17 protein-coding genes are annotated in these 23,128 nt (G+C 67.6%); 4 read left to right on the top strand and 13 right to left on the bottom strand.

Annotation, left to right across the window (positions count from 1 at the left end; translation table 11 throughout):
- Nucleotides 1-5 precede the first annotated feature (5 nt).
- The 3 genes from metH to SNE34_RS12160 are packed head-to-tail and all read right to left on the bottom strand — an operon-like array spanning nucleotide 6 to nucleotide 4,754.
- Nucleotides 6-2,690, bottom strand: a complete 2,685-nt coding sequence (gene metH / locus SNE34_RS12170) for a methionine synthase (protein ID WP_332617595.1) — start codon at nucleotides 2,688-2,690, stop codon at nucleotides 6-8.
- A complete protein-coding gene (locus tag SNE34_RS12165; protein ID WP_332617593.1) occupies nucleotides 2,687-3,784 on the bottom strand; it encodes a homocysteine S-methyltransferase family protein in 1,098 nt (365 codons plus the stop codon). The genes metH and SNE34_RS12165 overlap by 4 nt, the downstream gene beginning before the upstream one ends.
- 22 nt (nucleotides 3,785-3,806) lie before the next feature.
- Nucleotides 3,807-4,754: an ArsR/SmtB family transcription factor gene (locus SNE34_RS12160; RefSeq protein WP_425604528.1), complete on the bottom strand. Its 948-nt coding sequence runs from the start codon at nucleotides 4,752-4,754 to the stop codon at nucleotides 3,807-3,809.
- Between the two features lie 149 nt (nucleotides 4,755-4,903).
- Between SNE34_RS12160 and SNE34_RS12155 the strand changes: the two genes are divergently transcribed.
- From SNE34_RS12155 to SNE34_RS12140, 4 genes are all read left to right on the top strand, one after another.
- Nucleotides 4,904-6,079: an acyl-CoA dehydrogenase family protein gene (locus SNE34_RS12155; RefSeq protein ID WP_332617802.1), complete on the top strand. Its 1,176-nt coding sequence runs from the start codon at nucleotides 4,904-4,906 to the stop codon at nucleotides 6,077-6,079.
- A gap of 198 nt (nucleotides 6,080-6,277) precedes the next feature.
- Complete coding sequence (locus tag SNE34_RS12150) at nucleotides 6,278-11,362, top strand: NAD-glutamate dehydrogenase (RefSeq protein WP_332617590.1); 5,085 nt, start codon at nucleotides 6,278-6,280, stop codon at nucleotides 11,360-11,362.
- A gap of 113 nt (nucleotides 11,363-11,475) precedes the next feature.
- Nucleotides 11,476-12,267 (top strand): NAD kinase, encoded by a 792-nt coding sequence (locus tag SNE34_RS12145; protein WP_332617588.1) that lies wholly within the window; start codon nucleotides 11,476-11,478, stop codon nucleotides 12,265-12,267.
- A gap of 48 nt (nucleotides 12,268-12,315) precedes the next feature.
- A complete protein-coding gene (locus SNE34_RS12140) occupies nucleotides 12,316-13,242 on the top strand; it encodes a 5'-nucleotidase (RefSeq protein WP_332617586.1) in 927 nt (308 codons plus the stop codon).
- Nucleotides 13,243-13,350: 108 nt separating this feature from the next.
- Here the strand turns inward: SNE34_RS12140 and SNE34_RS12135 are convergent, their stop codons facing one another.
- From SNE34_RS12135 to can, 10 genes are all read right to left on the bottom strand, one after another.
- A complete protein-coding gene (locus SNE34_RS12135; RefSeq protein ID WP_332617584.1) occupies nucleotides 13,351-13,911 on the bottom strand; it encodes a DUF2939 domain-containing protein in 561 nt (186 codons plus the stop codon).
- 1 nt (nucleotide 13,912) lies between these two features.
- Nucleotides 13,913-14,599, bottom strand: coding sequence for a DUF2461 domain-containing protein (locus tag SNE34_RS12130; protein ID WP_332617583.1), 687 nt, complete (start codon nucleotides 14,597-14,599; stop codon nucleotides 13,913-13,915).
- A gap of 129 nt (nucleotides 14,600-14,728) precedes the next feature.
- Nucleotides 14,729-16,171: an exodeoxyribonuclease I gene (gene sbcB / locus SNE34_RS12125; protein ID WP_332617581.1), complete on the bottom strand. Its 1,443-nt coding sequence runs from the start codon at nucleotides 16,169-16,171 to the stop codon at nucleotides 14,729-14,731.
- A 152-nt stretch (nucleotides 16,172-16,323) separates the two neighbouring features.
- Entirely contained in the window at nucleotides 16,324-17,706 is a 1,383-nt protein-coding gene (locus SNE34_RS12120; RefSeq protein ID WP_332617579.1) for an FAD-dependent oxidoreductase, read from the bottom strand.
- Nucleotides 17,707-17,748: 42 nt separating this feature from the next.
- On the bottom strand, nucleotides 17,749-19,032 hold the full coding sequence (gene kynU / locus SNE34_RS12115; protein ID WP_332617577.1) for a kynureninase: 1,284 nt from the start codon (nucleotides 19,030-19,032) through the stop codon (nucleotides 17,749-17,751).
- A 31-nt stretch (nucleotides 19,033-19,063) separates the two neighbouring features.
- Complete coding sequence (locus SNE34_RS12110; RefSeq protein ID WP_332617576.1) at nucleotides 19,064-20,074, bottom strand: amidohydrolase family protein; 1,011 nt, start codon at nucleotides 20,072-20,074, stop codon at nucleotides 19,064-19,066.
- A gap of 4 nt (nucleotides 20,075-20,078) precedes the next feature.
- Nucleotides 20,079-21,431: an amidohydrolase family protein gene (locus tag SNE34_RS12105; RefSeq protein ID WP_332617575.1), complete on the bottom strand. Its 1,353-nt coding sequence runs from the start codon at nucleotides 21,429-21,431 to the stop codon at nucleotides 20,079-20,081.
- A gap of 69 nt (nucleotides 21,432-21,500) precedes the next feature.
- On the bottom strand, nucleotides 21,501-22,031 hold the full coding sequence (locus tag SNE34_RS12100) for a 3-hydroxyanthranilate 3,4-dioxygenase (protein ID WP_332617573.1): 531 nt from the start codon (nucleotides 22,029-22,031) through the stop codon (nucleotides 21,501-21,503).
- A 3-nt stretch (nucleotides 22,032-22,034) separates the two neighbouring features.
- Nucleotides 22,035-22,460 (bottom strand): RidA family protein, encoded by a 426-nt coding sequence (locus SNE34_RS12095; protein ID WP_332617571.1) that lies wholly within the window; start codon nucleotides 22,458-22,460, stop codon nucleotides 22,035-22,037.
- Nucleotide 22,461: 1 nt separating this feature from the next.
- Nucleotides 22,462-23,124 carry a carbonate dehydratase gene (gene can, locus SNE34_RS12090; protein WP_332617569.1) on the bottom strand — a complete coding sequence of 221 codons (663 nt, stop codon included), beginning with the start codon at nucleotides 23,122-23,124 and terminating at the stop codon, nucleotides 22,462-22,464.
- Nucleotides 23,125-23,128 lie beyond the last annotated feature (4 nt).

Below are 23,128 nucleotides of genomic sequence, written 5' to 3'. Positions count from 1 at the left end.
GTGACTCATTCGGGGTCGTAGTCCAGGTTCGATGCCAGCCAGCGCTCGGCCTGGGCCAAGTCGACGCCCTTGCGTTTCGCATAGTCGGCCGCCTGTTCCTTCGACACCCGGCCGACCACGAAGTATTGACTGCGCGGGTGGCTGAAGTAGAAGCCCGACACCGCCGCGGCCGGGGTCATCGCGAAGTTCTCGGTCAGCTGCATGCCGGCGTTGGTCGCCGGGTCGAGCAGCTTGAAGATCGTCGCCTTCTCGCTGTGCTCGGGACAGGCCGGATAACCCGGTGCCGGGCGGATGCCGCGGTATTGCTCGTCGATCAATGCCTCGGTGTCCAGCGCCTCGCCGGCGGCGTAGCCCCAGAACTCGGTGCGCACGCGTTGGTGGATGCGCTCGGCGAGGGTCTCGGCGAGGCGGTCGGCAAGGGCCTTGAGCAGGATCGCGTTGTAGTCGTCGAAGTCGGCTTCAAAGCGCTTGACGTGGGCATCGATGCCGATGCCGGCGGTGACCGCGAATGCGCCGATCCAGTCCTGCTTGCCGCTGTCCCTGGGCGCGATGAAATCGGCCAGGCAGAAGTCGGGGCGCTCCGGCGGCTTGTCGGCCTGCTGGCGCAGGAAGTGCAGGGTAGTGGGGCCGTTGTCTACACCGGCGATCACGTCGTCGCCGACACTGTTGGCCGGCCACAGCCCGAACACCGCCTTCGCGGTCAGCCACTTTTCCTCGACGATGCGCTTGAGCATCGCCTGGGCGTCGCGGAACAGTTCGCTGGCCTGCGTGCCGACGACCTCGTCGGTCAGGATCGCCGGATAGCGGCCGGCCAGCTCCCAGGCCTGGAAGAACGGGGTCCAGTCGATCAACGGGACGAGTTCGTCCAGCGGGTAGTCGTCGAACACGTGCAGCCCCGGCTGCTTCGGTGCCGGCGGGTCGTAGTTCTCCCAGTCGCCATCGAAACGCTGGCCACGCGCCTTGGCCAGCGACACCAGCCGCTTGCCGCCGTCGCGGTTGCGGTGGCGCTCGCGGATCTCGGCGTAGTCGGACGCGTTGGCTGCGACGAACGGCTCGCGCAGCTCGATGCTGATCAGCGACTGCGCCACGCCGACGGCACGCGAAGCGTCCTTGACCCACACCGTGGGCGACTTGTAGTGCGGGTCGATCTTCAGCGCAGTGTGCGCGCGCGAGGTGGTCGCGCCGCCGATCAGCAGGGGCAGGGTGAACCCTTGGCGTTGCATCTCGCGGGCGACGTGGCTCATCTCCTCCAGCGACGGCGTGATCAGGCCGGACAGGCCGATCAGGTCGGCGTTCTCGGCTTTGGCGACATCGAGGATCTTCTGCGCCGGCACCATCACCCCGAGGTCGATCACCTCGAAGTTGTTGCAGGCCAGCACCACGCCGACGATATTTTTGCCGATGTCGTGGACGTCGCCCTTGACCGTTGCCATCACGATCTTGCCTTTGGACTTGCCGGTGTCGCCAGTGCGCAGCTTCTCGGCCTCGATGTACGGCAGCAGGTGGGCAACCGCCTTCTTCATGACGCGGGCGGACTTGACCACCTGCGGCAGGAACATCTTGCCGGCGCCGAACAGGTCGCCGACCACGTTCATGCCGTCCATCAGCGGGCCTTCGATCACGTCGAGCGGGCGCACCGCCTCGGCGCGGGCCTCCTCGGTGTCCTCGATCACGAACTGGTCGATGCCATGCACCAGCGAGTGGCTGATCCGCGCGCGCACTGGCTGCTCGCGCCAGGCCAGGTTCTCGACCTTCTTCTCGCCCTTCTTGCCGCGATAGCGCTCGGCCAGCGTCAGCAGGGTCTCGGTCGCCTCGGGGTTGCGGTTGAGCACCACGTCCTCGACCGCCTCGCGCAACTCGGCGTCGAGGTCGTCGTACAGCGGCAGCGCGCCGGCGTTGACGATTCCCATGTCCATGCCGGCGCGGATCGCGTGGTACAGGAACACGGTGTGGATCGCCTGCCGCACCGTCTCGTTGCCACGGAACGAAAAGCTGACGTTGGAGACCCCGCCGGAGATATGGCTGAGCGGAAAACGCCGGCGCAGCTCGCGCGCGGCCTCGATGAAGGCGACGCCGTAGTCGTTGTGCTCCTCGATGCCGGTGGCGATCGCGAACACGTTGGGGTCGAAGATGATGTCCTCGGGCGGGAAGCCAACCTGCTCGGTCAGCAGCTTGAACGCGCGCGACGAGATATCGACCTTGCGCTGCACGGTGTCGGCCTGGCCGTCCTCGTCGAACGCCATCACCACCACCGCCGCGCCGTAGCGGCGTACCAGTCGGGCCTGGCGCAGGAATTCGTCCTCGCCTTCCTTCATCGAGATCGAGTTGACGATGCCCTTGCCCTGCAGGCATTTCAGTCCGGCCTCGATCACGGTCCACTTGGAGCTGTCGACCATCACCGGGATCCGCGCGATGTCGGGCTCGGCGGCGATCAGGTTGAGGTAGGTGACCATCGCCTGCTCGGAGTCGAGCAGGCCTTCATCCATGTTGACGTCGAGCACCTGCGCGCCGCTTTCGACCTGCTGCCGGGCGACCGCGACCGCCTCGTCATAGCGGTCGTCCTTGATCAGCTTGCGGAACTGCGCGCTGCCGGTGACGTTGGTGCGCTCGCCGACGTTGATGAAGTTGCTTTCGGGCGTGATCGTCAGTGGCTCGAGGCCGCTGAGGCGGGTCTGGCGGGCGATCCTCATGCGGCATCCGCCAGTCGCGGCACCTCGCGCGGGGCAAGGTCGCGCACCGCCTCGGCGATCGCGGCGATATGCGCCGGGGTGGTGCCGCAGCAGCCGCCGACCAGGTTCAACAGGCCGGCCTCGGCGAACTCGCGCAACATCGTCGCCATGTCCTCGGGGGTCTCGTCGTAGCCGCCGAATGCGTTCGGCAGGCCGGCGTTCGGATGGGCGCTGACGTAGGTGTCGGCGATCTGCGACAGCACGTCGACATGCGGCCGCAGGTCCTTGGCGCCGAGCGCGCAATTCAGGCCGATCGCGAGCGGCTGTGCGTGGCGCAGCGAGTACCAGAACGCCTCGGCGGTCTGGCCCGACAGGGTGCGGCCGGAGGCGTCGGTGATCGTGCCCGAGACCATCACCGGCAGCCGCGCGCCGCGGGCGTCGAAGGCCTCGGCGATCGCGAACAGGGCGGCCTTGGCGTTGAGTGTGTCGAACACGGTCTCGACCATCAGCACGTCGGCGCCGCCGTCGATCAGGCCGTCGGCGGCTTCGCGGTAGGCGACGCGCAACTCGTCGAAGTCGACCGCGCGGAAGCCGGGGCGATTGACGTCGGGACTCAATGAGGCGGTGCGGCTGGTCGGGCCGAGCACCCCGATCACGAAGCGTGGCCGGTCCGGGGTTTGCGCCTCGGCGTCGTCGCAGGCGGCGCGGGCGAGCCGTGCGCCGGTTTCATTGAGCTCGCGGGCAAGGTGCTGCAGGCCGTAGTCGGACAGCGACAGCGTGGTCGAGTTGAAGGTGTTGGTCTCGATGAGGTCGGCGCCGGCGGCGAGGTACTCGGCGTGGATCGTCTTGATGATCTCCGGCCGGCTCAGGCTCAGCAGGTCGTTGTTGCCGCGCTGGTCGTGGCCGCAGCCGCAGGTCGGTCCGTGGGCGTGGCCGTCGAGCTGGTGCTTGCGGTCGAAACCCTCGGCGAAGCGTTCGCCACGGTAGTCGGCTTCCTCCAGCGCGTGCTGCTGGATCATCGTGCCCATCGCGCCATCGATCACCAGGATGCGTTCGCGCAGGGCGCGTTGCAGGGCATCGGCGCGGTCGGGGTTGAGCCAGGGCAGCGTGGTCATGACGGGTTCCTGCATCGAAAGTTCATGCGCGTTTGCGGGCCGCCTTCTTGCGGGCGATCAAGGCGATCACCGCGAAGTGCGGCGGACGGCGTTCGCGGGTGACGGTCTCGCAACTGACGATCTCGAAGCCGGCCCTGGTCGCAAACCGCGACAGCTCCTTCTCGCTGAAGCCGAGGTTGACGTGGCCATAGGCTTCCACCACCGAACGGTGCTCGTGGCTGGCCAGGCTGGTCAGCAGCAGCCGGCCGCCGGGGCGCAGCACGCGCGCGGCCTCGGCGACGGCCTTGGCGGGCTCGTCGGCATAGGTCAGCGCGTGCATCAGCGCGACCAGGTCGAAATGGGCGTCGTCGAAGGGCAGGGCGTGCATGTCGCCTTCGCGCACTTCGACGTTCTTGAGCTTGCGCAGGCGCTCGGACGCCGCCAGCACGACCTTGGTACTGGAATCCAGGCACACGTAGCGGTGCGAATGCGGCGCCAGCAGTTCGGCCAGCACGCCGTCACCGGACGCGATGTCGAGCACGTCGCCGGGTTCCAGCAATGGCAGCGCCGAGCGCGCCATCGCCTCCCAGGTGCGGCCGGGCGAGTAGTGACGCTCCATGTCGCCGGCGACCGAATCGGCCCAGTTCTGGTCGGCCGCGCGCATCGCCAGCACCGCCGGCACGCGCTCGGCGTCCTGGCGCAGCAGCGGGTCGTCGCTGCCTTCGCGCAGGGTGGTCCACAGCGTCCTCTGGGCGTGGTCGAGCGCTGCGTCTTCGAAGCGGTAGTAGGCCGATACGCCGGCACGACGATCGCGCACCAAACCGGCGTCCTTGAGCTTGGCCAGGTGGGTCGACACCCGGGGCTGGGCGAGGCGGGTGATCGCCGACAGCTCGGCCACGGTCAGCTCTTCGCGTTCGATCAGGGCGAGCAGGCGCACCCGGGTGGCGTCGGCAAACACCTTGAGCCGTGACGACCAGCCTTCCAGATCCATGTTTCCACCCAGCCTTTCATGCGCTTATCGCGATACAGCGATAAGTGTGCTGTCCGGACACCCCATGGTCAAGCCGGAAGGCCGCGAAGGCCGATGGTGAGGTTCGGTTACGGGTTCGGTTATTGCGAACGCAGGGCTACAATTGCCCGATTGCTGCCCCCAACCGAGGTGCCGACGTGGATTTTGGCTTCACCGAAGAACAGTTGATGATCCAGGACGTGGCGCGCCGCATCGCGCAGGAGAAGATCGCGCCGAGCGCCGAGCACCACGATCGGACCGGCGAGTTCCCGCTCGACAATATCCGCACCCTCGGCGAAAACGGCTTGATGGGCATCGAGGTGCCGGCCGAGTACGGCGGCTCCGGGATGGACCCGATCTCCTACGTGCTGGCGATGGTCGAGATCGCCGCCGCCGACGCCGCCCATTCGACCATCGTCTCGGTCAACAACTCGCTGTTCTGCAACGGCATCCTGACCCACGGCACCGAAGAGCAGAAGCAGACCTACGTCCGCGCGATCGCCGAAGGCAAGGAAATCGGCGCGTTCGCGCTGACCGAGCCGCAGTCGGGCTCCGACGCCACCGCGATGCGCTGCAAGGCGGTCAGGCAGGCCGACGGCAGTTACAAGATCAATGGCAAGAAGAGCTGGATCACCTCGGGTCCGGTCGCCAAGTACTTCGTGCTGTTCGCGATGACCGACCCGGACAAGGGCGCACGCGGCATCACCGCCTTCATCGTCGATGGCGATCGCGAGGGCTTCGGCCGCGGCAAGACCGAACCCAAGCTCGGCATCCGTGCCTCGGCCACCTGCGAGATCGAGTTCAACGATTACGTCGCCCGCCCCGAGGACGTTCTTGGCGAGGAAGGCCACGGCTTCAAGATCGCGATGGGCGTGCTCGACGCCGGCCGCATCGGCATCGCCAGCCAGGCCATCGGCATCGCCCGCGCGGCCTACGAGGCGACGCTGGAGTACGTGAAGGAGCGCAAGGCCTTCGGCCAGCCGATCGGCGCGTTCCAGATGACCCAGGCCAAGATCGCCGACATGAAGTGCAAGCTCGACGCCTCGCTGCTGCTGACCTTGCGTGCGGCGTGGACCAAGGGCCAGGGAAGCCGCTTCACCACCGAGGCGGCGGTCGCCAAGCTGACCGCGTCCGAGGCGGCGATGTGGATCACCCACCAGGCGCTGCAGATCCACGGCGGCATGGGTTACTCCAAGGAAATGCCGATCGAGCGCTACTTCCGCGACGCCAAGATCACCGAGATCTATGAAGGCACCAGCGAGATCCAGCGCCTCGTGATCGCCCGCCATGAGACCGGGCTGCGCTGACCATGCATCCCCCGAACTGCCGGTTCACCGCGGCCTGCCATGCGCAGCGCGGTTGCGATCGCCGCGATATCCCGATCGCTGCGCGTGACGCGGCGGCTCCGGCCGCCCGCATCGCCCGCATGCCCCTCCACCTGCACTGAAACCTGGCCATGGCCCGCGCAAACGCGCGGGCCTCACTGCATTGGACAACCCGTTCACATGAGCACCAAGCCCAAATCCAAGTCCTCCGCGCGCGCCGGCGCCACCGCCGCGGCGACGTCCCTCGCCCCGAAGAGTGCCGCCCCGAAGAGTGCCGCCCCGAAGAAGGCCGCCCCGAAGAAGGCCGCGACGCGCAAGCGCGCACCGGTGGAGTTCCCGGCGAGCACCGCCAGCAAGAGCGACGCGGTGTCGCTCAAGCCGATCCTCAATGCGGTGGGCAAGCGTTTCCCCAAGGCCGGCCAGGCGGATGGCGAGGCCTTCGTCAAGGCGTTCTACAAGCGCATGGGCGAGGACGAGATGCCCAAGCACTCGCCCGAAGGTTGGGCTGCGCTGGCCTGCGACTTCCTCGATTTCGCCCGCAACCGCAAGTCCGGCACTGCGCGGGTGCGGTTGTTCAATCCGACCCTGAAGACCCACGGCTGGGAGTCGCCACACACGGTGTTGCAGGTCGCCAATGAGGACATGCCGTTCCTGGTCGACTCGGTGACCATGGCGCTGGCCGAACAGGACATCGGCGTGCACGTGCTCGGCCACCCGGTGGTGCCGTTCAAGCGCGACAAGGCCGGCAAGCTGGTCAAGGTCGGCGAAGGCGAGCCGGAATCGCTGATGCACCTGGAAATCGACCGGCTGCCGGCCGACGCGATGCCAAAGGTCGAGCAGGCCGTGCTGGCGGTGCTGGCCGACGTGCGCGCGATGGTCACCGATTGGTCGGCCATGCAGGGCAAGATGCTGGGAGTCGCCGACGAACTGGGCGAACGCAAGTTGCCGGTCAGCGAGGAGGGTCGCAAGGAGGCGCAGGAATTCCTGCGCTGGGCTGCCGACAACCACTTCACCTTCCTCGGCTACCGCGCGTACGAGGTGGTGAAGAAGGACGGGCAGGAAGTGCTGTGCGCGATCAAGGGCTCCGGCCTGGGCCTGCTGCGCGGCCAGGACACCCGCAAGCCGCGACCGCTGGCCTCGCTGGCAGCTCACTACATGCCGAACTCCGGTTCGGTCGACGCGCTGATCCTGACCAAGACCAATGCCCGCGCGACCGTCCACCGTCCCGGCTACATGGATTACATCGGCATCCTCAGCTTTGATGCCAAGGGCAAGCCGGTGCGCGAGGACCGCTTCCTCGGCCTGTACACTTCCAGCGCCTACAACCGCCGTCCGTGGGACATCCCGCTGGTGCGCGAGCGCCACAACTACGTGATGGAGAAGTCCGGCTTGCCCGGCGACAGCCACAGCGGCAAGGCGTTGCGCCACATCCTGGAAACCCTGCCGCGCGACGAGCTGTTCCAGTCCAGCGGCGAGGAATTGCTGAAGACCGCGACCGGCATCCTCGGCCTGCAGGAGCGCGTGCGCAGCAAGCTGTTCCTGCGCCGTGACCGCTACGGCCGGTTCTTCTCCGGCCTGGTCTACATCCCGCGCGACCGCTTCAATACCGACGTGCGCCTGCGCATCGAGGCGATGCTCAAGCGCGTGCTGCACGGCGAGCACATCGATACCACCGTGGTCCTCGGCGAGTCGCCGCTGGCCCAGTTGCACCTGCTGGTGCGGCCGAAGTCGGGCGAGGCGATCCAGGTCGACAACGCCGCGATCGAGGCCGAGCTGGCCGAGATCGTGCGCAACTGGCGCGACGACCTGCGCGAGCTGCTGGTCGAACGCCACGGCGAGCAGCGCGGCCTGGCGCTGGCCAACGGTTACGGCCGCGCGTTGCCGGCCGGTTACATCGAGGACGTGTCGGTCGCGATCGCCGCCGACGACGTCGAGCACCTCGCCGCACTGAAGGGCCCGGACGACCTGCGCCTGAGCCTGTACCGCACCCGCCCCGGCGCGGGTGGCCTGCGCTTCAAGTTCTATCGCCAGAACGACGACATCCCCCTGTCGGATGCGTTGCCGACCATGGAGAACATGGGCCTGCGGGTGATCTCCGAGCATCCGTACCGGCTCTACGCGCACAGCAGCCTGCTGTACATCCAGGACTTCGAGGTCGAGATCGCCAACGCCGAGGCCGACATCGCCGACATCGACGAGAACTTCGTCGAGGCGTTCGCGCGGATCTGGCGCGGCGACGCCGAGAACGACCGCTTCAACCAGTTGATCCTCGCCGCCCATTTGTCGTGGCGCCAGGTCGCGACGCTGCGCGCCTACAGCAAGTACCTGCAGCAGGTCGGCGTGCCGTTCTCGCAGGCCTACGTCGAGGACACCTTCATCCGCTACCCCGCGCTGGCGCGGCTGATGGTGGAGCTGTTCGAGGCCCGCTTCGATCCGTCCACCGGCAAGGAAAGCAAGGCCGAGGTCAAGGCCGGGATGGAACAACTGTCCGCCCAGTTCGCGCGCATCTGCGCAGGTGACGAGGCGTTGCTGGCGGCGCTCAAGCCGGTCATCGCCTCGCGCAGCGGCAATCGCGACGTGCAGATCGCCGCCACCCGCAACACCCTCAAGAGCCTGCTCGACCGCGTGTCGAGCCTCGACGAGGACCGCATCCTGCGCAGTTTCATCGGTGTGATCGAGGCGACCCTGCGCACCAGCTATTACCAGTCGACCGGCGACGGTGACGACAAGGGCTACGTCAGCTACAAGTTCGATTCGGCCAACGTGCCGGACCTGCCCAAGCCGCGTCCGTATCGCGAGATATTCGTCTACGGCCCGCGCGTCGAGGGTATCCACCTGCGCTTCGGGCCGGTCGCCCGCGGCGGCCTGCGCTGGTCGGACCGGCGCGAGGATTTCCGCACCGAGGTGCTGGGCCTGGTCAAGGCGCAGATGGTCAAGAACACCGTGATCGTGCCGGTCGGTTCCAAGGGCGGCTTCATCAGCAAGCGGCCGCCGACCGGCGGTGACCGAGACGCGGTGTGGGCCGAGGGCGTGGCCTGCTACAAGATGTTCATCAACGGCCTGCTCGACATTACCGACAACCTGGTCGATGACAAGGTCGTGCATCCGGCCAACGTGGTCCGCCACGACCAGGACGATCCGTACCTGGTGGTCGCCGCCGACAAGGGCACCGCGACCTTCTCCGACATCGCCAACGGCATCGCCCGCGAGCACGGTTACTGGCTCGACGATGCGTTCGCCTCCGGCGGTTCGGTCGGCTACGACCACAAGGGCATGGGCATCACCGCCCGCGGCGCGTGGGAGTCGGTCAAGCGCCACTTCCTGGCGATGGGTCGCAACAGCCAGAAGCAGGACTTCACCGCGGTCGGCATCGGCGACATGTCCGGCGACGTGTTCGGCAACGGCATGCTGCTGAGCAAGCACATCCGCCTGGTCGCCGCGTTCGACCACCGCCACATCTTCCTCGACCCGAACCCGGATGCGGCGGTGACGTTCAAGGAACGCCAGCGCATGTTCAAGATCCCGCGTTCGAGCTGGGAGGACTACGACACCTCGCTGATCAGCAAGGGTGGCGGCGTGTTCCCACGCTCGGCCAAGTCGATCCCGTTGTCGCCGCAGGTGCGCGAGGCGCTCGGCATCGACGGTGACGTCGGCGCGCTGAGCCCGACCGAGCTGATGAGCGCGATCCTCAAAGCGCCGGTCGACCTGCTGTGGAACGGCGGCATCGGCACCTACATCAAGGGCAGCAGCGAGAGCCATGCCGACGTCGGCGACCGTGCCAATAACGCCTTGCGCGTGGACGGCCGCGACCTGCGATGCAAGGTGGTGGGCGAGGGCGGCAACCTCGGCATGACCCAGATCGGTCGCATCGAGGCGGCGCAGCACGGCGTGCTGCTCAACACCGACTTCATCGACAACTCCGCCGGTGTCGACACCTCCGACCATGAAGTCAACATCAAGATCCTGCTCAACGCGCAGGTGCAGGCGAAGACGCTGACCCTGCCGGCGCGCAACAAGCTGCTGGCGTCGATGACCGACGAGGTCGCATCGCTGGTGCTGACCGACAACTACCGGCAGAACCAGGCGATCAGCCTGATGGAACGGATGTCGATCCCGCGGCTGGGCTCCAAGCAGCACTTCATCCACACCCTGGAGTCGCAGGGCCTGCTGGATCGCCAGATCGAGTACCTGCCCAGCGACGCCGAGATCGCCGAGCGCAAGACGCGCGGCCAGGGCCTGACCCGGCCTGAGCTGGCGGTGCTGCTGTCGTACAGCAAGCTGGTGCTGTTCCAGCAGCTGGTCGACTCCGACGTGCCGGAGGACCCGTATCTGTCGAAGGAACTGGTGCGCTACTTCCCGGAGCCGTTGCAGAAGAAGTACGCCAAGGCGATGGAGAACCACCGCCTGAAGCGCGAGATCATCGCCACCGCGGTGACCAACTCGATGGTCAACCGGATGGGCGCGACGTTCACCCTGCGCATGCAGGAAGACACCGGTCGCAGCGCCGGCGAGGTGGCCGAGGCCTACACCATCGCCCGCGAAGCGATCGATGCGCGCGCGCTCTGGGCGCAGATCGACGCGCTCGACGGCAAGGTGCCCGAAGGCGTGCAGATCGATGCGTTGCAGACGATCTGGCAATTGATGCGCTCCATGTCGCGCTGGCTGCTGTCGCGCCCCGGGGCGATGCCGGAAATCACCACCGCGATGGCGCGCTACGGCGACGGCCTCAAGGCGGTGCGTGATGCGTTGCCGAGCACGATGTCGGATGTCCGCCGCGAGGAGTTCAACGCCGACCTCCGGGACTGGAAGGCCAAGGGCCTGCCGGATTCGCTGGCCGAGGAGCTGGCCGGGTTGCCGATGCTGGAGTTCGGCTGCGACATCGTCGAGATCGCCCACGCCCGCAAGTTGTCGCCGGTCGAAGTGACCCGTGCCTACTTCAGCCTGGGCGCGGCGCTGCACCTGCCGTGGCTGTATGCGCAGATCGAGGCGCTGCCGGTCGATGGACGCTGGCAGGCCCTGGCTCGCGGTGCCCTGCGCGACGAACTGGGTGCCCAGCAGCGCGCCCTGGTCGGGCAGATTCTCGCCACCGGCGGCAAGAAGCCGGCCGGCGAGAAGGTGGCCACCTGGCTCAAGCGCGACGATCCGACCCTGCGGTTCACCCAGGCGATGCTGACCGACCTGCTGAACCAGAAGACGCTCGACTACCCGACCGTGTCCGTGGCCGTGCGTCGACTGGCCCAGGTCGCCTCGGCCGGTACGGCGTAGTCGCGACGCAAGCAACGCGTCCGGCAACACCAGCGAGCGGCGATCCGGGGGCAGTCCCGGGTCGCCGTTCGTGTTTTTGCCTGCCCGATTTTGTCCTGCGTTATCCTGCGGCCATGACTCCGCCACTGCCGATCGGCGACTCGCCCCGCATCGCCTTCCTCGCCAGCGCCGCCGACGAGGCCCAGGCCGCGCGCGCGCAACTGCTGGCACGACACGAAGACCATCCGCCCGAACAGGCCGACGTCCTGGTCGCGCTCGGTGGCGACGGCTTCATGCTGCAGACCCTGCATCGCCACGGCGGCCTCGGCAAGCCGGTGTACGGGATGAAGCTGGGCACGATCGGTTTCCTGATGAACCACCTGGCGTTCGACGGCCTGCTCGAGCGCATCCACGCCGCCGAGCCGGCGGTGCTGCGACCGCTGGAGATGCTGGTGCAGACCGAGTCCGGCACCACCGTCGGTTCGCTGGCCTACAACGAGGTGTCGCTGCTGCGCCAGACGCGCCAGGCCGCGCACGTGTCGATCGAGCTCAATGGCCAGGTCCGCCTCGACGAACTGATCTGCGATGGCGTGCTGGTCGCGACCCCGGCGGGCAGCACCGCCTACAACTTCTCCGCGCACGGCCCGATCCTGCCGCTGGGCACCAACGTCGTCGCCCTGACCCCGATCGCCGCGTTCCGCCCCCGACGCTGGCGCGGTGCCGTGCTCAAGGCCGACACCGAGATCCGTTTCCGCGTGCTCGACCCCTACAAGCGCCCGGTCAGCGCCACCGCCGACTCGCATGAAGTCCGCGACGTGGTCGAGGTCATGATCCGCGAGTCGCACGACCGCACCGTGACCCTGCTGTTCGACCCGGAGCACAACCTCGAGGAACGGATGCTGGCCGAGCAGTTCACCAGCGGTTGACGCCGCACCGTCGCACCGCGTGCGACCCCGACCCGGCACAATGGCGACATGCCAGACGCGAATGCCAACCCGCTGATCGTCGCGATCTCCTCGCGCACCCTGTTTGACCTGGAGGACAGCCATGCGCTATTCGAGCGCGAGGGACTGGACGCCTACGCCGCGTTCCAGCGCAGCCACGAGGATGACCTGCTGCAGCCCGGCATCGCCTTCCCGCTGGTGCGCAAACTGCTCGGCCTCAACGACGGATCGCCACCGGAGGCGCCGCGGGTCGAGGTGATCCTGATCTCGCGCAACTCGGCCGACACCGGGCTGCGCATCTTCAACTCGATCGCCCACCACGGGCTGTCGATCAAGCGCGCGGCATTCAGCAACGGGGCGCCGCCGTTCCCCTACATTCGGCCATTCGGCGCCGACCTGTTCCTGTCGACCCATGGCGAGGACGTGCGCAGTGCGCTGGCGGCCGGCGTCGCCGCGGCGACGTTGTTGCCCGGCGCGCTGCTCTCGCCGCGCGCGCCGCACCACCGGCCCGACCAGTTGCGCATCGCCTTCGACGGCGACGCGGTGATCTTCGGCGACGAAAGCGAGCGGGTCTCGCGCGAGGGTGGGCTGGCCGCGTTCTCCGAGCACGAGCGCAGCCACGCCGGCGAGCCGTTGTCGGGCGGGCCGTTCCGCGGTTTCCTCGATGCCCTGCACCGGTTGCAGGCCGCGTTCCCGACCGGCGAGGAGGCACCGATCCGCACCGCGCTGGTCACCGCGCGCTCGGTACCGGCGCACGAGCGGGTGATCCGCACCCTGCGCGAGTGGGGGATCCGCCTGGACGAGGCATTGTTCCTCGGCGGGCGTTCCAAGGGACCGTTCCTGGAGGCGTTCGGCGCCGACATCTTCTTCGATGATTCCGAGCACAACATCGAGTCGGCCCGCGGCCTGGTGACCGCCGGCCACGTGCCCCACGGCGTGGCGAATCCGAAAAGGTAGCCCGCGCAGCCCAAGGATTTTGCAGGAGCGGCTTCAGCCGCGATCTGAAACTGTCCGCCCGTGCCGATTCCCGATCGCGGCTAAAGCCGCTCCTACAGAACAACGCCGTTACCGATCGGCGTCTGGTTCATCGCCCAGCGGCAACCGGATATCCGTCAGCCTCCACGCCAGCCCCTGGCGGCTCAGGACGAAGGTGACCGGGTCGCCATCCTCGTCCTCGATGGTCGCGGTGAACCGCGATAGCGACTCGAAACCATAGCTGGCGTCACGCAGGCGGTCCGGCGTAGGGGCCGTCTCGTAGGTGTTGTCGGTGATGCCGCCGCCACTGGCCCGGTGCCAGAGCGAGCGCCCCTCCATCAAGGCGCCGATGCCCGCCGGCGTCACCATCGTATCGACCATGCCGCCGGCGAGGCCGCTGGCAATCCGCACCGCGAACGCACCGAGCAGGCTCGACTGCGCGTCCGCTCCGGCCTTGCGCACCACGTAGTCGTCGACCTGCAGCTTGAGGTTGCCGCGCAAGGCAGGGAAGTCGACGTGCTCCGCCAGTTCGGCGGTGTCCTGCGTCTGCACCGCCTCGCGGATCGCGCTATAGGCAATGAACGGGCCGGCGGCGAGGTAGCCCAGCAGGAGCACGCCGAGGAGGACGATCAGGGCGATCCACTTCTTCATTTCAGAACTCCAGGTCGAGCGCCGCGCAGAGGTAGTCGACGAACGGGGCGAGGGTGGCGAGGTCGGTTCGCAGGGTCCTCAGCAGTCCCGGACCGGTCATTACCGCGTCATCGATCGCGCGGATGGCGACGAAGTTCTTGCGCCGCAGGTCGTCGGCGAACTCGAACTCGGGTGGGAAGCCGCGTGGCATCCGCACCAGCATTTCGCTGTCATCGAGTTCGAAGCGGCGACGCAGGCGCTGGCCGTGCGCGGCGGTATTCCAACTGGCTGGATTGTCGACGATGAAGTGCCGCACCCGGCGCACGGTGTCGGACCCCGGATGCCACAGGCCGGCACCGACGAAGCAGTTGCCGCCTTGCAGGTGCAGGTAGAACGATGGGGCCTCGACTTCGCGCCGGCGCTCGTGGAACAGGCGCGCGCCCTGCCAGGACTTGTAGGGCGACTTGTCGTTGGCGAAGCGGGTATCGCGCTGGATCCGGAACAGCGAGCCGCCGATGGCCTTGGGATCGGCGCGGAAGTGCGGGCTGACCTCGGCGACGACCGGCTGCAGGTCGGTCAGCAAGCGCTGGAACGGGCCGCGGACATGGGCGTAGTAATCGGCCTTGTGGGCGTGGAACCAGTCGCGGTTGTTGTTGCGCGCCAGGCTGCGCAGGAACTTGAAGCTGGCGGCGGTGAAGTAGGTGGACATGGGATTATCGTAACTCGGCCCTGCAGCTCTGTTTTTTCTGTAGGAGCGGCTTTAGCCGCGATCTGGAATCGGCGCGGGCGACCAACTTTCCGCTCGCGGCTAAAGCCGCTCCTACAACAGCCCGAGGCCTCAGGTGAGGCTGTGCTCGATGTCGCGGCGCCAGCTGTCGAGGTGCTCCAGCAGGGCGAGCCGGTCCGGATCGTTGGCGTGGGTTGCGCGCAGTTCGGCCAGTTCGGCGTCGAAGCGCTCGAACCCGTACTCGACCGCCTGCGGGTCACCGAGCAACCGCTGGCGTCGATAGTCGTCCCAGCGCGCACGCTCGCTGGCCGACAGCGTCCCGGGCCAGTTGCGGGCACGGTAGCGGAACAGCAGCTCCGGCAGGCGCGGGTCGCGGAACGCAAACGTGGCCATGCCCAAGGCTTCGGGCGGGGTGCTGCGGACACTCGGGAACAGCCGCTTGTCGCCGTCGCCGATAAAGCTGTCGTAAAGGCTGGTATCGATGTCGACGACGCGCTGCTCGCGCTCGCGGGCAAACACCTGGCGGACTTTCTCGGCCAGCCCCGGCCCGGCGGCGCGCAGGCGGGCCGCGTTGGCTTCGGCCTGCACCGGATCGATCCCGAGCCGTTCGAAATCCTCGGGGCGCAGGTGTGCCCAGGCCGACAGCGCCGGGCTGCGGTTGAGATGGATCTCCTTGAGCGCCACGCGTTGCTCGCCCTCGGCCAGGTCGGCGGCCCGCACATAGAGGCGCGCGGCGATGGCTTCGGCGTCGAGGTCGAGCAGGTCCTGCGGGTCCTGGGTCAGGTCGAACACGATCACCCGGTTGTCGATGTGCGGGTGCCGCGCCAGCGGGATCACCGGGGCGGCGCACAGCCGGCTGGCGGGAAAGCGCTGCGAGACGTTCAGCACCGGCGTCATCGCCACGGTGTCGAGCAGGCTGGCGGCATGGCGCTTGTCGCGCAGGCGCAGGGCGTAATCCCACAGCTTCGGTTGTGCCGTCTTGAGCTTGCGGGCGAGCCCTATCAGGGCGCGCACGTCCGACAACGCTTCGTGGGCGTCGCCTTCGCGCACGTCGTTGGCCTCGGCCAGGTGCTCCAACTTGAATGACGGGGTGCCGTCCTCGCGCTTGGGCCAGACCAGTCCCTCCGGGCGCAGGGCGTGGGCGAAGCGGAAAACGTCGAGGAGGTCCCAGCGCGAGTTGCCACCGCGCCATTCGCGTTCGTAGGCGTCGAAGAAGTTGCGAAAGAATCCGTAGCGGACGAATTCGTCGTCGAAACGCAGCGAGTTGTAGCCGAGGCTGCAGGTCTCGGGACGCGACATCTCCTCGTGGATCAGGGCGAACGCGGCGGCCTCGGTCATGCCCTCGCGCTGCGCATGTTGCGGGGTGATGCCGGTGATCAGGGTCGCGACCGGCGAGGGCAGCAGGTCGTCGGCCGGTTTGACGAAGATGCTGATCGGATCGTCGACCGGATTGAGGTCGGCATCGGTGCGGATCGCGGCGAACTGGGCGATGCGGCTGCTGCGCGGGTCCGCGCCGAAGGTTTCGAGGTCGTAGAACAGGAAGCTGGCTGGCATCGGTCAGGGGTGGTCGCGTCGATCGTGCGGGGTGGACTTCGTGTCTCGGGACGGGGACTTCTTTGGTCGTAGGAGCGACGTAAGTCGCTACCTGTACATCGTTCGGTCGGTCGGCGGGTCGCGACTTACGTCGCTCCTACAAGAGCGGTCACCTAGCTCTCTGGCGGTAACGGTTGTAGCCGTGCCACCACCGTAGCATCGACCGAGTCCCAGTCCAGGCTGTCCAGGCTGTCAAGCCCGCGGGTCAACTCCACCAGCAGCTCGCGTTGCAGGTTGCCGCGCTGCAGGGCGACGGCGTAGGGCAGGTGGCGGAAAGTGACCATCGCGTAGCGCGGGACGAAGCGGTCTGGGTGGCGGTCGGCGAGCCTGCGTTCCAGTTCTCGCTGCAACAGGTAGTCGTCGTCGTCGACGCGGTCGCGCATTTCCAGGTAGTTCTCCAGCGCCATGTGCTGGATCGCGCGGGCGTTGGGCAGACGCTCGGCCTGGAATGCGGCGAACGCGGCGGCGCGGTCGGGGGTCCTGTCGAGGTGTTCGGCCAGCGCCACGCAGTCCTCGAACGCGCAGTTCATGCCCTGGCCGTGGAACGGCACCATCGCGTGCGCGGCATCGCCGACCAGCACCGCGCGATCGTCCAGGTGCCAGCGGTCGAGGTACAGGGTGCCGAGGATCCCGGTCGGGTTGTGGTCGAAATCGCGCTCGAGTTCCGGTATCAGGCGCGAGGCGTCGGGGAACTCGCGCTCGAACAACGCGCGGGCCTCCGCGCCGGTGCGAATGGTGTCGAAGCCCGGAACGCCGGCGTCGGGGTCGGCCTGATTGGGCAGGAACAACGTGACGGTGAAAGTCGACTCGTCGTTCGGCAACGCGATGCACATGTAGCGGCCACGCGGCCAGATATGCAGGGCGTTGGCCTCCATCCGGAAGCTGCCATCGGCGGCCGGCGGGATCTCCAGTTCCTTGTAGGAATGGTCGAGGAAATCGGTACGACCCTCGGTGCCGGTCTCGGCCGCCATCGCCCCGCGCAGCACCGAACCGGCGCCGTCGGCCCCGACCAGGGTCTGGAACTGTACCTCGCGTTGGCTGTCGTCGCGCTCGTCGCCGAAGAACGCGATGCGCCGGTCGAAGTCGACCCGGTCCAGACGCTGGTGGAAATGCACCTTGGCGCCGGCCCGCTCGGCGATGTCGAGCAGCACCTGGTTGAGTTCGCCGCGGTGGACCGACCAGATCACCTCGCTGTCGTCGCGCCCGTAGCGCTGCAGGTCGGTGCGACCGTCGGCGAAGTGGACCATGCGCCCGCGCATCATCACTGCCTGCGCCATCACCGCGTCGTCGGCGTCGGCCTGGCGCAGGGCATGGCGGCCGCGCTCGGCCAGGGCGAGGTTGATCGATCGGCCGCGTTCGAGGTCGCGTTCGCGCGGGTCGCTGCGCTTCTCGTGGACGTCGACCTGCCAGCCGCGTCGGGCCAGCAGGGTGGCGAGCAGGGCGCCCGCGAGGCCGGCGCCGATGATGGTGAGATGCCTGGGATTGTCAGCCTGCACCGGTGTTCGCCCCTTCCGTCAGATTGAGCGGCAATTGCCGGCTCAGAGGGTATCGCGCCAAGCCAGGGTGGCCAGCACGAAGCGCAGGACATCTTCGTGGGTGTTGTACAGCGGCGCGGGCGAGATGCGGATCACGTCGGGCTCGCGCCAGTCGCCGAGCACGCCGTTGTCGGACAGGTATCCGAACAATTCGCGGCCCTGCTCGTGACCGCCGCGGACCCGGATCGACAACTGGCAGCCACGCTGCGCCGGCGTCTTCGGGGTCAGCACTTCGAGGATGTCGCCGAGGTGCGCATCGATCAGCGCCTCTAGGTAGCCGGTCAGGCGCAGCGACTTGGCCCGCAGCGCCGGCATGCCGACCCGGTCGAACAGGTCGAGCGAGGCGCGCAGCGGGGCCAGCCCGAGGATCGGCGGGTTGCTCAGCTGCCAGCCCTCGGCGCCGGAGGTAGGCACGAAATCGGGGCCCATCTGGAAGCGGGTGCTGGCGTCGTGGCCCCACCAGCCGGCGAACCGCGGCAGCTCGCGGTTGTCGGCATGGCGTTCGTGGACGAAGCAGCCGGCAACCGCGCCCGGACCGCTGTTGAGGTATTTGTAGTGGCACCAGACCGCGAAGTCGGCGTTGCTGTCGTGCAGCGCCAGTTCGGTGTTGCCGACCGCGTGGGCGAGGTCGAGGCCGCACAGCGCGCCGGCTTGATGCGCCAGCCGGGTAATTTCGGCGAGATCGAACGCCTGGCCGGTGCGGTACTGCACCCCCGGCCACAGCACCAGCGCCAGGCGCGGGCCGTGTTCGGCGATCGCGCGTCCGATCGCTTCCATCGAGAACAGCCCGCCGGGCTGGTCGGGCGCGAGTTCGATCAGGTCGGTCGTCGGGTCGAAGCCGTGGAACGCGATCTGCGACTCGACGGCGTAGCGATCCGACGGAAACGAGCCGGCCTCGATCAGGATCGCCGGACGCTCGGCGGTCGGCCGGTAGAAGCTCACCATCATCAGGTGCAGGTTGGCCGTCAGCGAGTTCATCGCCACCACTTCCTGCGGCCGCGCGCCGACCAGCCGCGCCAGCGACTCGCTCATCAGATGGTGGTAGCTCATCCACTGCGAGTTGCCGCGGAAGTGGCCTTCGACCGCTTCCATCGACCACTTGTCGAGCACGTCCTCGACCTGGGCGCGGGCGCCGCGCGGTTGCAGGCCCAGCGAGTTGCCGACGAAGTAGGCCTGCTCGCCGTCGCCATGCCGCGGCACGTGGAACTCGGCGCGCAGCGTCGGCAGCGGATCGGCGGCGTCGAGCGCGCGGGCGTGGGCGAGGTCGAGCGGATACGGGTCGGTCATGGAGTCTCTTTGTGGTTAATGGCGACGCGGGTCAGGCGAAGCGCGTCTTCGGCAGCCCGAGCCAGTCCAGCGCGGTGCCGTGGTACAGCCGGGCCTGCGCGGCTTCATCCAGCTGCAAAGAGGCGATGCCGGCGCCTGGCGCCTGTTCGCCGAGCGGGAAGGGGTAGTCGGTGCCGAGCATCACCCGGTCGACCCCGCAGGTGTCGAGCAGGTAGCGCAGCGCGGCGTCGTCGGCGACCCAGGAGTCGAAATACAGCCGGCTCAGGTACTCGCGCGGGTTGCGTGGATTGTCGGTGGCGACCAGGTCCGGACGCATGTTGAAGCCATGCTCGATCCGGCCGATCGTGTAGGGGAAGCTGCCGCCGCCGTGGGCGAGGCAGATCTTCAGTTTCGGCAGCCGTTCCAGCACGCCGCCGAAGATCAGGCTGCAGGCTGCGCGCGACTGCTCGGCCGGCATCCCGACCAGCCACGGCAACCAATACTTGGGCATGGTGTCGGTGCCCATCATGTCCCACGGATGCACCAGGATCGCCGCGCCCAGTTCGCTGGCGGCCTGGAAGAACTCGAACAGCTCGGGTGCATCCAGGTTCCAGTCACCGACATGGCTGCCGATCTGCACGCCCTGCAGGCCGAGCTGGTCCATGCAGCGCTCCAGCTCCTGGATCGCCAGTCGCGGCGACTGCAGCGGCACCGTGCCAATGCCGGCGTAGTGGCGCGGATAGTCGCGGCAGGCCTGGGCCATGTGGTCGTTGAGCGCCTGGTGCAGTTCCAGCGCATGGTGCGGCCGCGCCCAGTAGCAGAACATCACCGGCACCGTGCTCAGCACCTGCACCTGCACGTCGAACTGGGCGTAGTCGTCGATACGCTCCTGAGGGTCCCAGGTCTTCGACCAGATCTCGCGGAAGAACTTGCCGTCCTTGTAGATCCGGTGGCGCCCGTCCTCGGTGTGGTGGATCACCGGAAAGCGCAGGTCGCCGTACTTGCGCGCCAGGTCGGGCCAGTCGCGCGGCAGGCAGTGGGCGTGGGTGTCGATCTTGAGCATCGGGTCAGTCTACTTCCACCGTTGATCCGGCCGCGTCGGCGTCGACGGGGCGGGGAAGGGGGGCGGCGTTGTCGAGTTTGTAGACCACGCCATTCCTCATGACGAACGCCACGTTGCGCAGGTGCGCCGGATCGTCGACCGGATTGCCATCGACGGCGATGATGTCGGCCAAGTAGCCGGGCTGGATCCGTCCCAGTTCGTCGGCCATGCCGAGGATCTCCGCGCCGTTCGAAGTGGCGGCCTTGATCGCCTCCGCGGGCGGCACCCCGCTCGCCACGTACAGTCCGACCTCGCGTGCGGTGGCATCGGGCCCGACACTCGGCCCGCCATCGGTGCCCAGGCCGAGGCGGATGCCGGCACGCCATGCACGGCCGGCGGTGCCCATCGCGTCATCCGTCCACTGCCTGAGCTCATCGCGCTGCTTGCCGGCCGGGCCGGCGATCATGTCCAGGTTGGAACGCACGAAGGTCGCCACGAATGTCGTGGGCATCAGGAACGCGCCGTTGCGCTTGAACAGCTCGACGGAGCGGTCGTCGAAATAGGTTCCGTGCTCGATCGTCCGCACGCCAGATGCCAGTGCCAGGTTGATGGCGGCCGTGCTGTGCGCGTGGGCAGCGATCGGGCGCCCGGCCTGTCGCGCGGACTCCGCAATGGCTTTCATTTCATCGTCGAACAGGATCGGTGCGGCATCGGCATGGCCGCTCAACTCGCTCCCAGAGCCGGACACGGTGACCTTGATCCAGTCAGAGCCCCGCTCAATGTTCTCGCGAACGACCCGTCGACACGACTCGGTCCCGTTGCAGGTCGCAGGCTGATAGGACAATTCGCCCGGCCGCGCGGGCTCGGCGCCGTGGCCGCCGGTTCGCGACACTATCCTGCCGGCGGCAAATACGCGGGGACCGGGCACCCAACCCTCGGCGAACGCATCGCGCAAGGCGAACGTCACACCGGTATTGTCCCCCACGTCACGTACCGTGGTGACGCCGGCTTCTAGCAGGCGCTTCGCGAAACCGGCGGCCGAAAGTGCGAGTCGCGCTTCCGAACCGGCGGTTTCCATGCTGGCATCCATGATGATGGCCAAGTGCATGTGGAGGTCGACCAAGCCGGGCATCACGAACTTGTCGGACAGGTCGATGAGACGGGCGTCGGCTCCGAAATCGACGGCGGGCCTCAGTCCCGTTTGGACCGCGACGATCTTCCCGTCCCTGACGACGATCGTTTGCGGTCCCATCGCAGGTTGCCCCGGGTTCGCCAGCAGCGCGCCCGCGTGGATGACGATCGAGGGTCCCGCCGAGTCTGGCTCCTGGGAGCTGGCGGTACCCGGCTGCAACACGAAAACGGCGAGCCAGACGTACATCCATTGCCGGCATGGTTTCATGAAGATTCCCCTGGATACGGACAGTGGAGAGCGTCTGGACGCGTGCGCTCAGGCGCTGCCTTCGGTGTACTTGGCCGGCGCGGGATTCAAGTGTCCACACTCGCCACAGGTGCGGTGCTCGATCGATGCGTAGAAGCGGTCGAACACCGGCGGGAAGTCCTGTTCGATGTCGCGCAGCTGGAACAACTCCTCATACAGCTTGTGGTTGCAGCGCTCGCAGAACCACATCAGACCGTCCTTCTCGTGCGGCAGGCGTCGGCGTTCGATCACCAGGCCGACCGAATCGGGCATGCGCTGCGGGGAATGCGGCACACGTGGCGGCAGCAGGAAGGTCTCGCCGGCACGGATCGGGATGTCGCGGACCGCGCCATCCTCCTGCACCCGCAACACCATCTCGCCTTCCAACTGGTGGAACCACTCGGGGCCCTCGTCGAGGTGGTAGTCGGTGCGCGCGTTCGGGCCGCCGACCACCATCACGATGAAATCACCGTCATGGATCACCTTGTTGCCGACGGGGGGCTTGAGCAGGTGGCGATGCTCGTCGATCCATGCCTGCAGGTTGATCGGGTTCGGCAACATCGGTCACTCCTTCACGACGGCAACGCACTTCAGTTCGATCGCGATCGGCGTCGGCAGCGCGCTGATGCCGACGGTGGTGCGGCAGGGGGCGTGGTCGATGTCGGGGAAATATTCGGCCCAGACCGCGTTGTAGCGCGCGAAGTCGGCGTCCATGTCGGTCAGGTAGACGGTCACGTCGACCAGGTCCTGCCAGCGCGCGCCGCTGGCCTCCAGCACCGCGCGGACATTGGCGAACACCGCGCGCGCCTGGGCGTCGATGTTGTAGCTCAGCAGGCGGCCGTCGGCATCGTGGATGTTGCCGACGATGGCGTTGGTGTCGTGGTCGCGCGGGCCGATGCCGGAGAGGAACAGCAGGTTGCCGACGCGCCGGGCATGAGGATAGCTGCCGACCGGCCGGGGTGCGCTGCTGGCATGGATCGCGTCACTCATCTCATCGATCCTCGCGGTCGACCTGGATGCGGGAAAGGGCGTCGGCATAGATTCCCGGCAGCGACTCGGCGGAACTCACGTTGGCGCGGAGGTCGTGCACGCGGCCGTCGCGCAGGGTGTAGACCCAGCCGTGCACCGACAACGATTGGCCACGGCTCCAGGCGTCACGGACGATGGTGGTGTGGCAGACATTGACCACCTGCTCGAGCACGTTCAACTCGCACATGCGGTCGTGCTTCAGCTCGTCGTCCTCGAACGCGCGCAGGCTGGCGGCGTGCTTCTCGGCGACGTCGGTGACGTGGCGTACCCAGTTGTCGGCCAGTCCGAGGCGCTTGCCGTGCAACGCCGCGTGTACGCCACCGCAGCCGTAGTGGCCGACCACCAGGATGTGTTTGACCTTGAGCACGTCGACCGCGAACTGGATCACCGACAGGCAGTTGAGGTCGCTGGTGACGACGACGTTGGCGATGTTGCGGTGGACGAACACCTCGCCCGGCGAGACGTCGATGATCTGGTTGGCCGGTACCCGTGAATCCGAGCAGCCAATCCAGAGGAACTCCGGCGCCTGCTGGCGCGACAGGCGTTCGAAGAAGCCGGGATCCTCGGCACTGATGCGGTCGGCCCATTCGCGGTTCTTGTGCAGCAGTTCTTTCAGTGAATTCATGCAG

The sequence above is a fragment of the Novilysobacter erysipheiresistens genome (genome assembly GCF_036663935.1).
GTDB lineage: Bacteria > Pseudomonadota > Gammaproteobacteria > Xanthomonadales > Xanthomonadaceae > Novilysobacter > Novilysobacter erysipheiresistens.
This window is presented reverse-complemented; position numbering and strand designations above follow the sequence as displayed.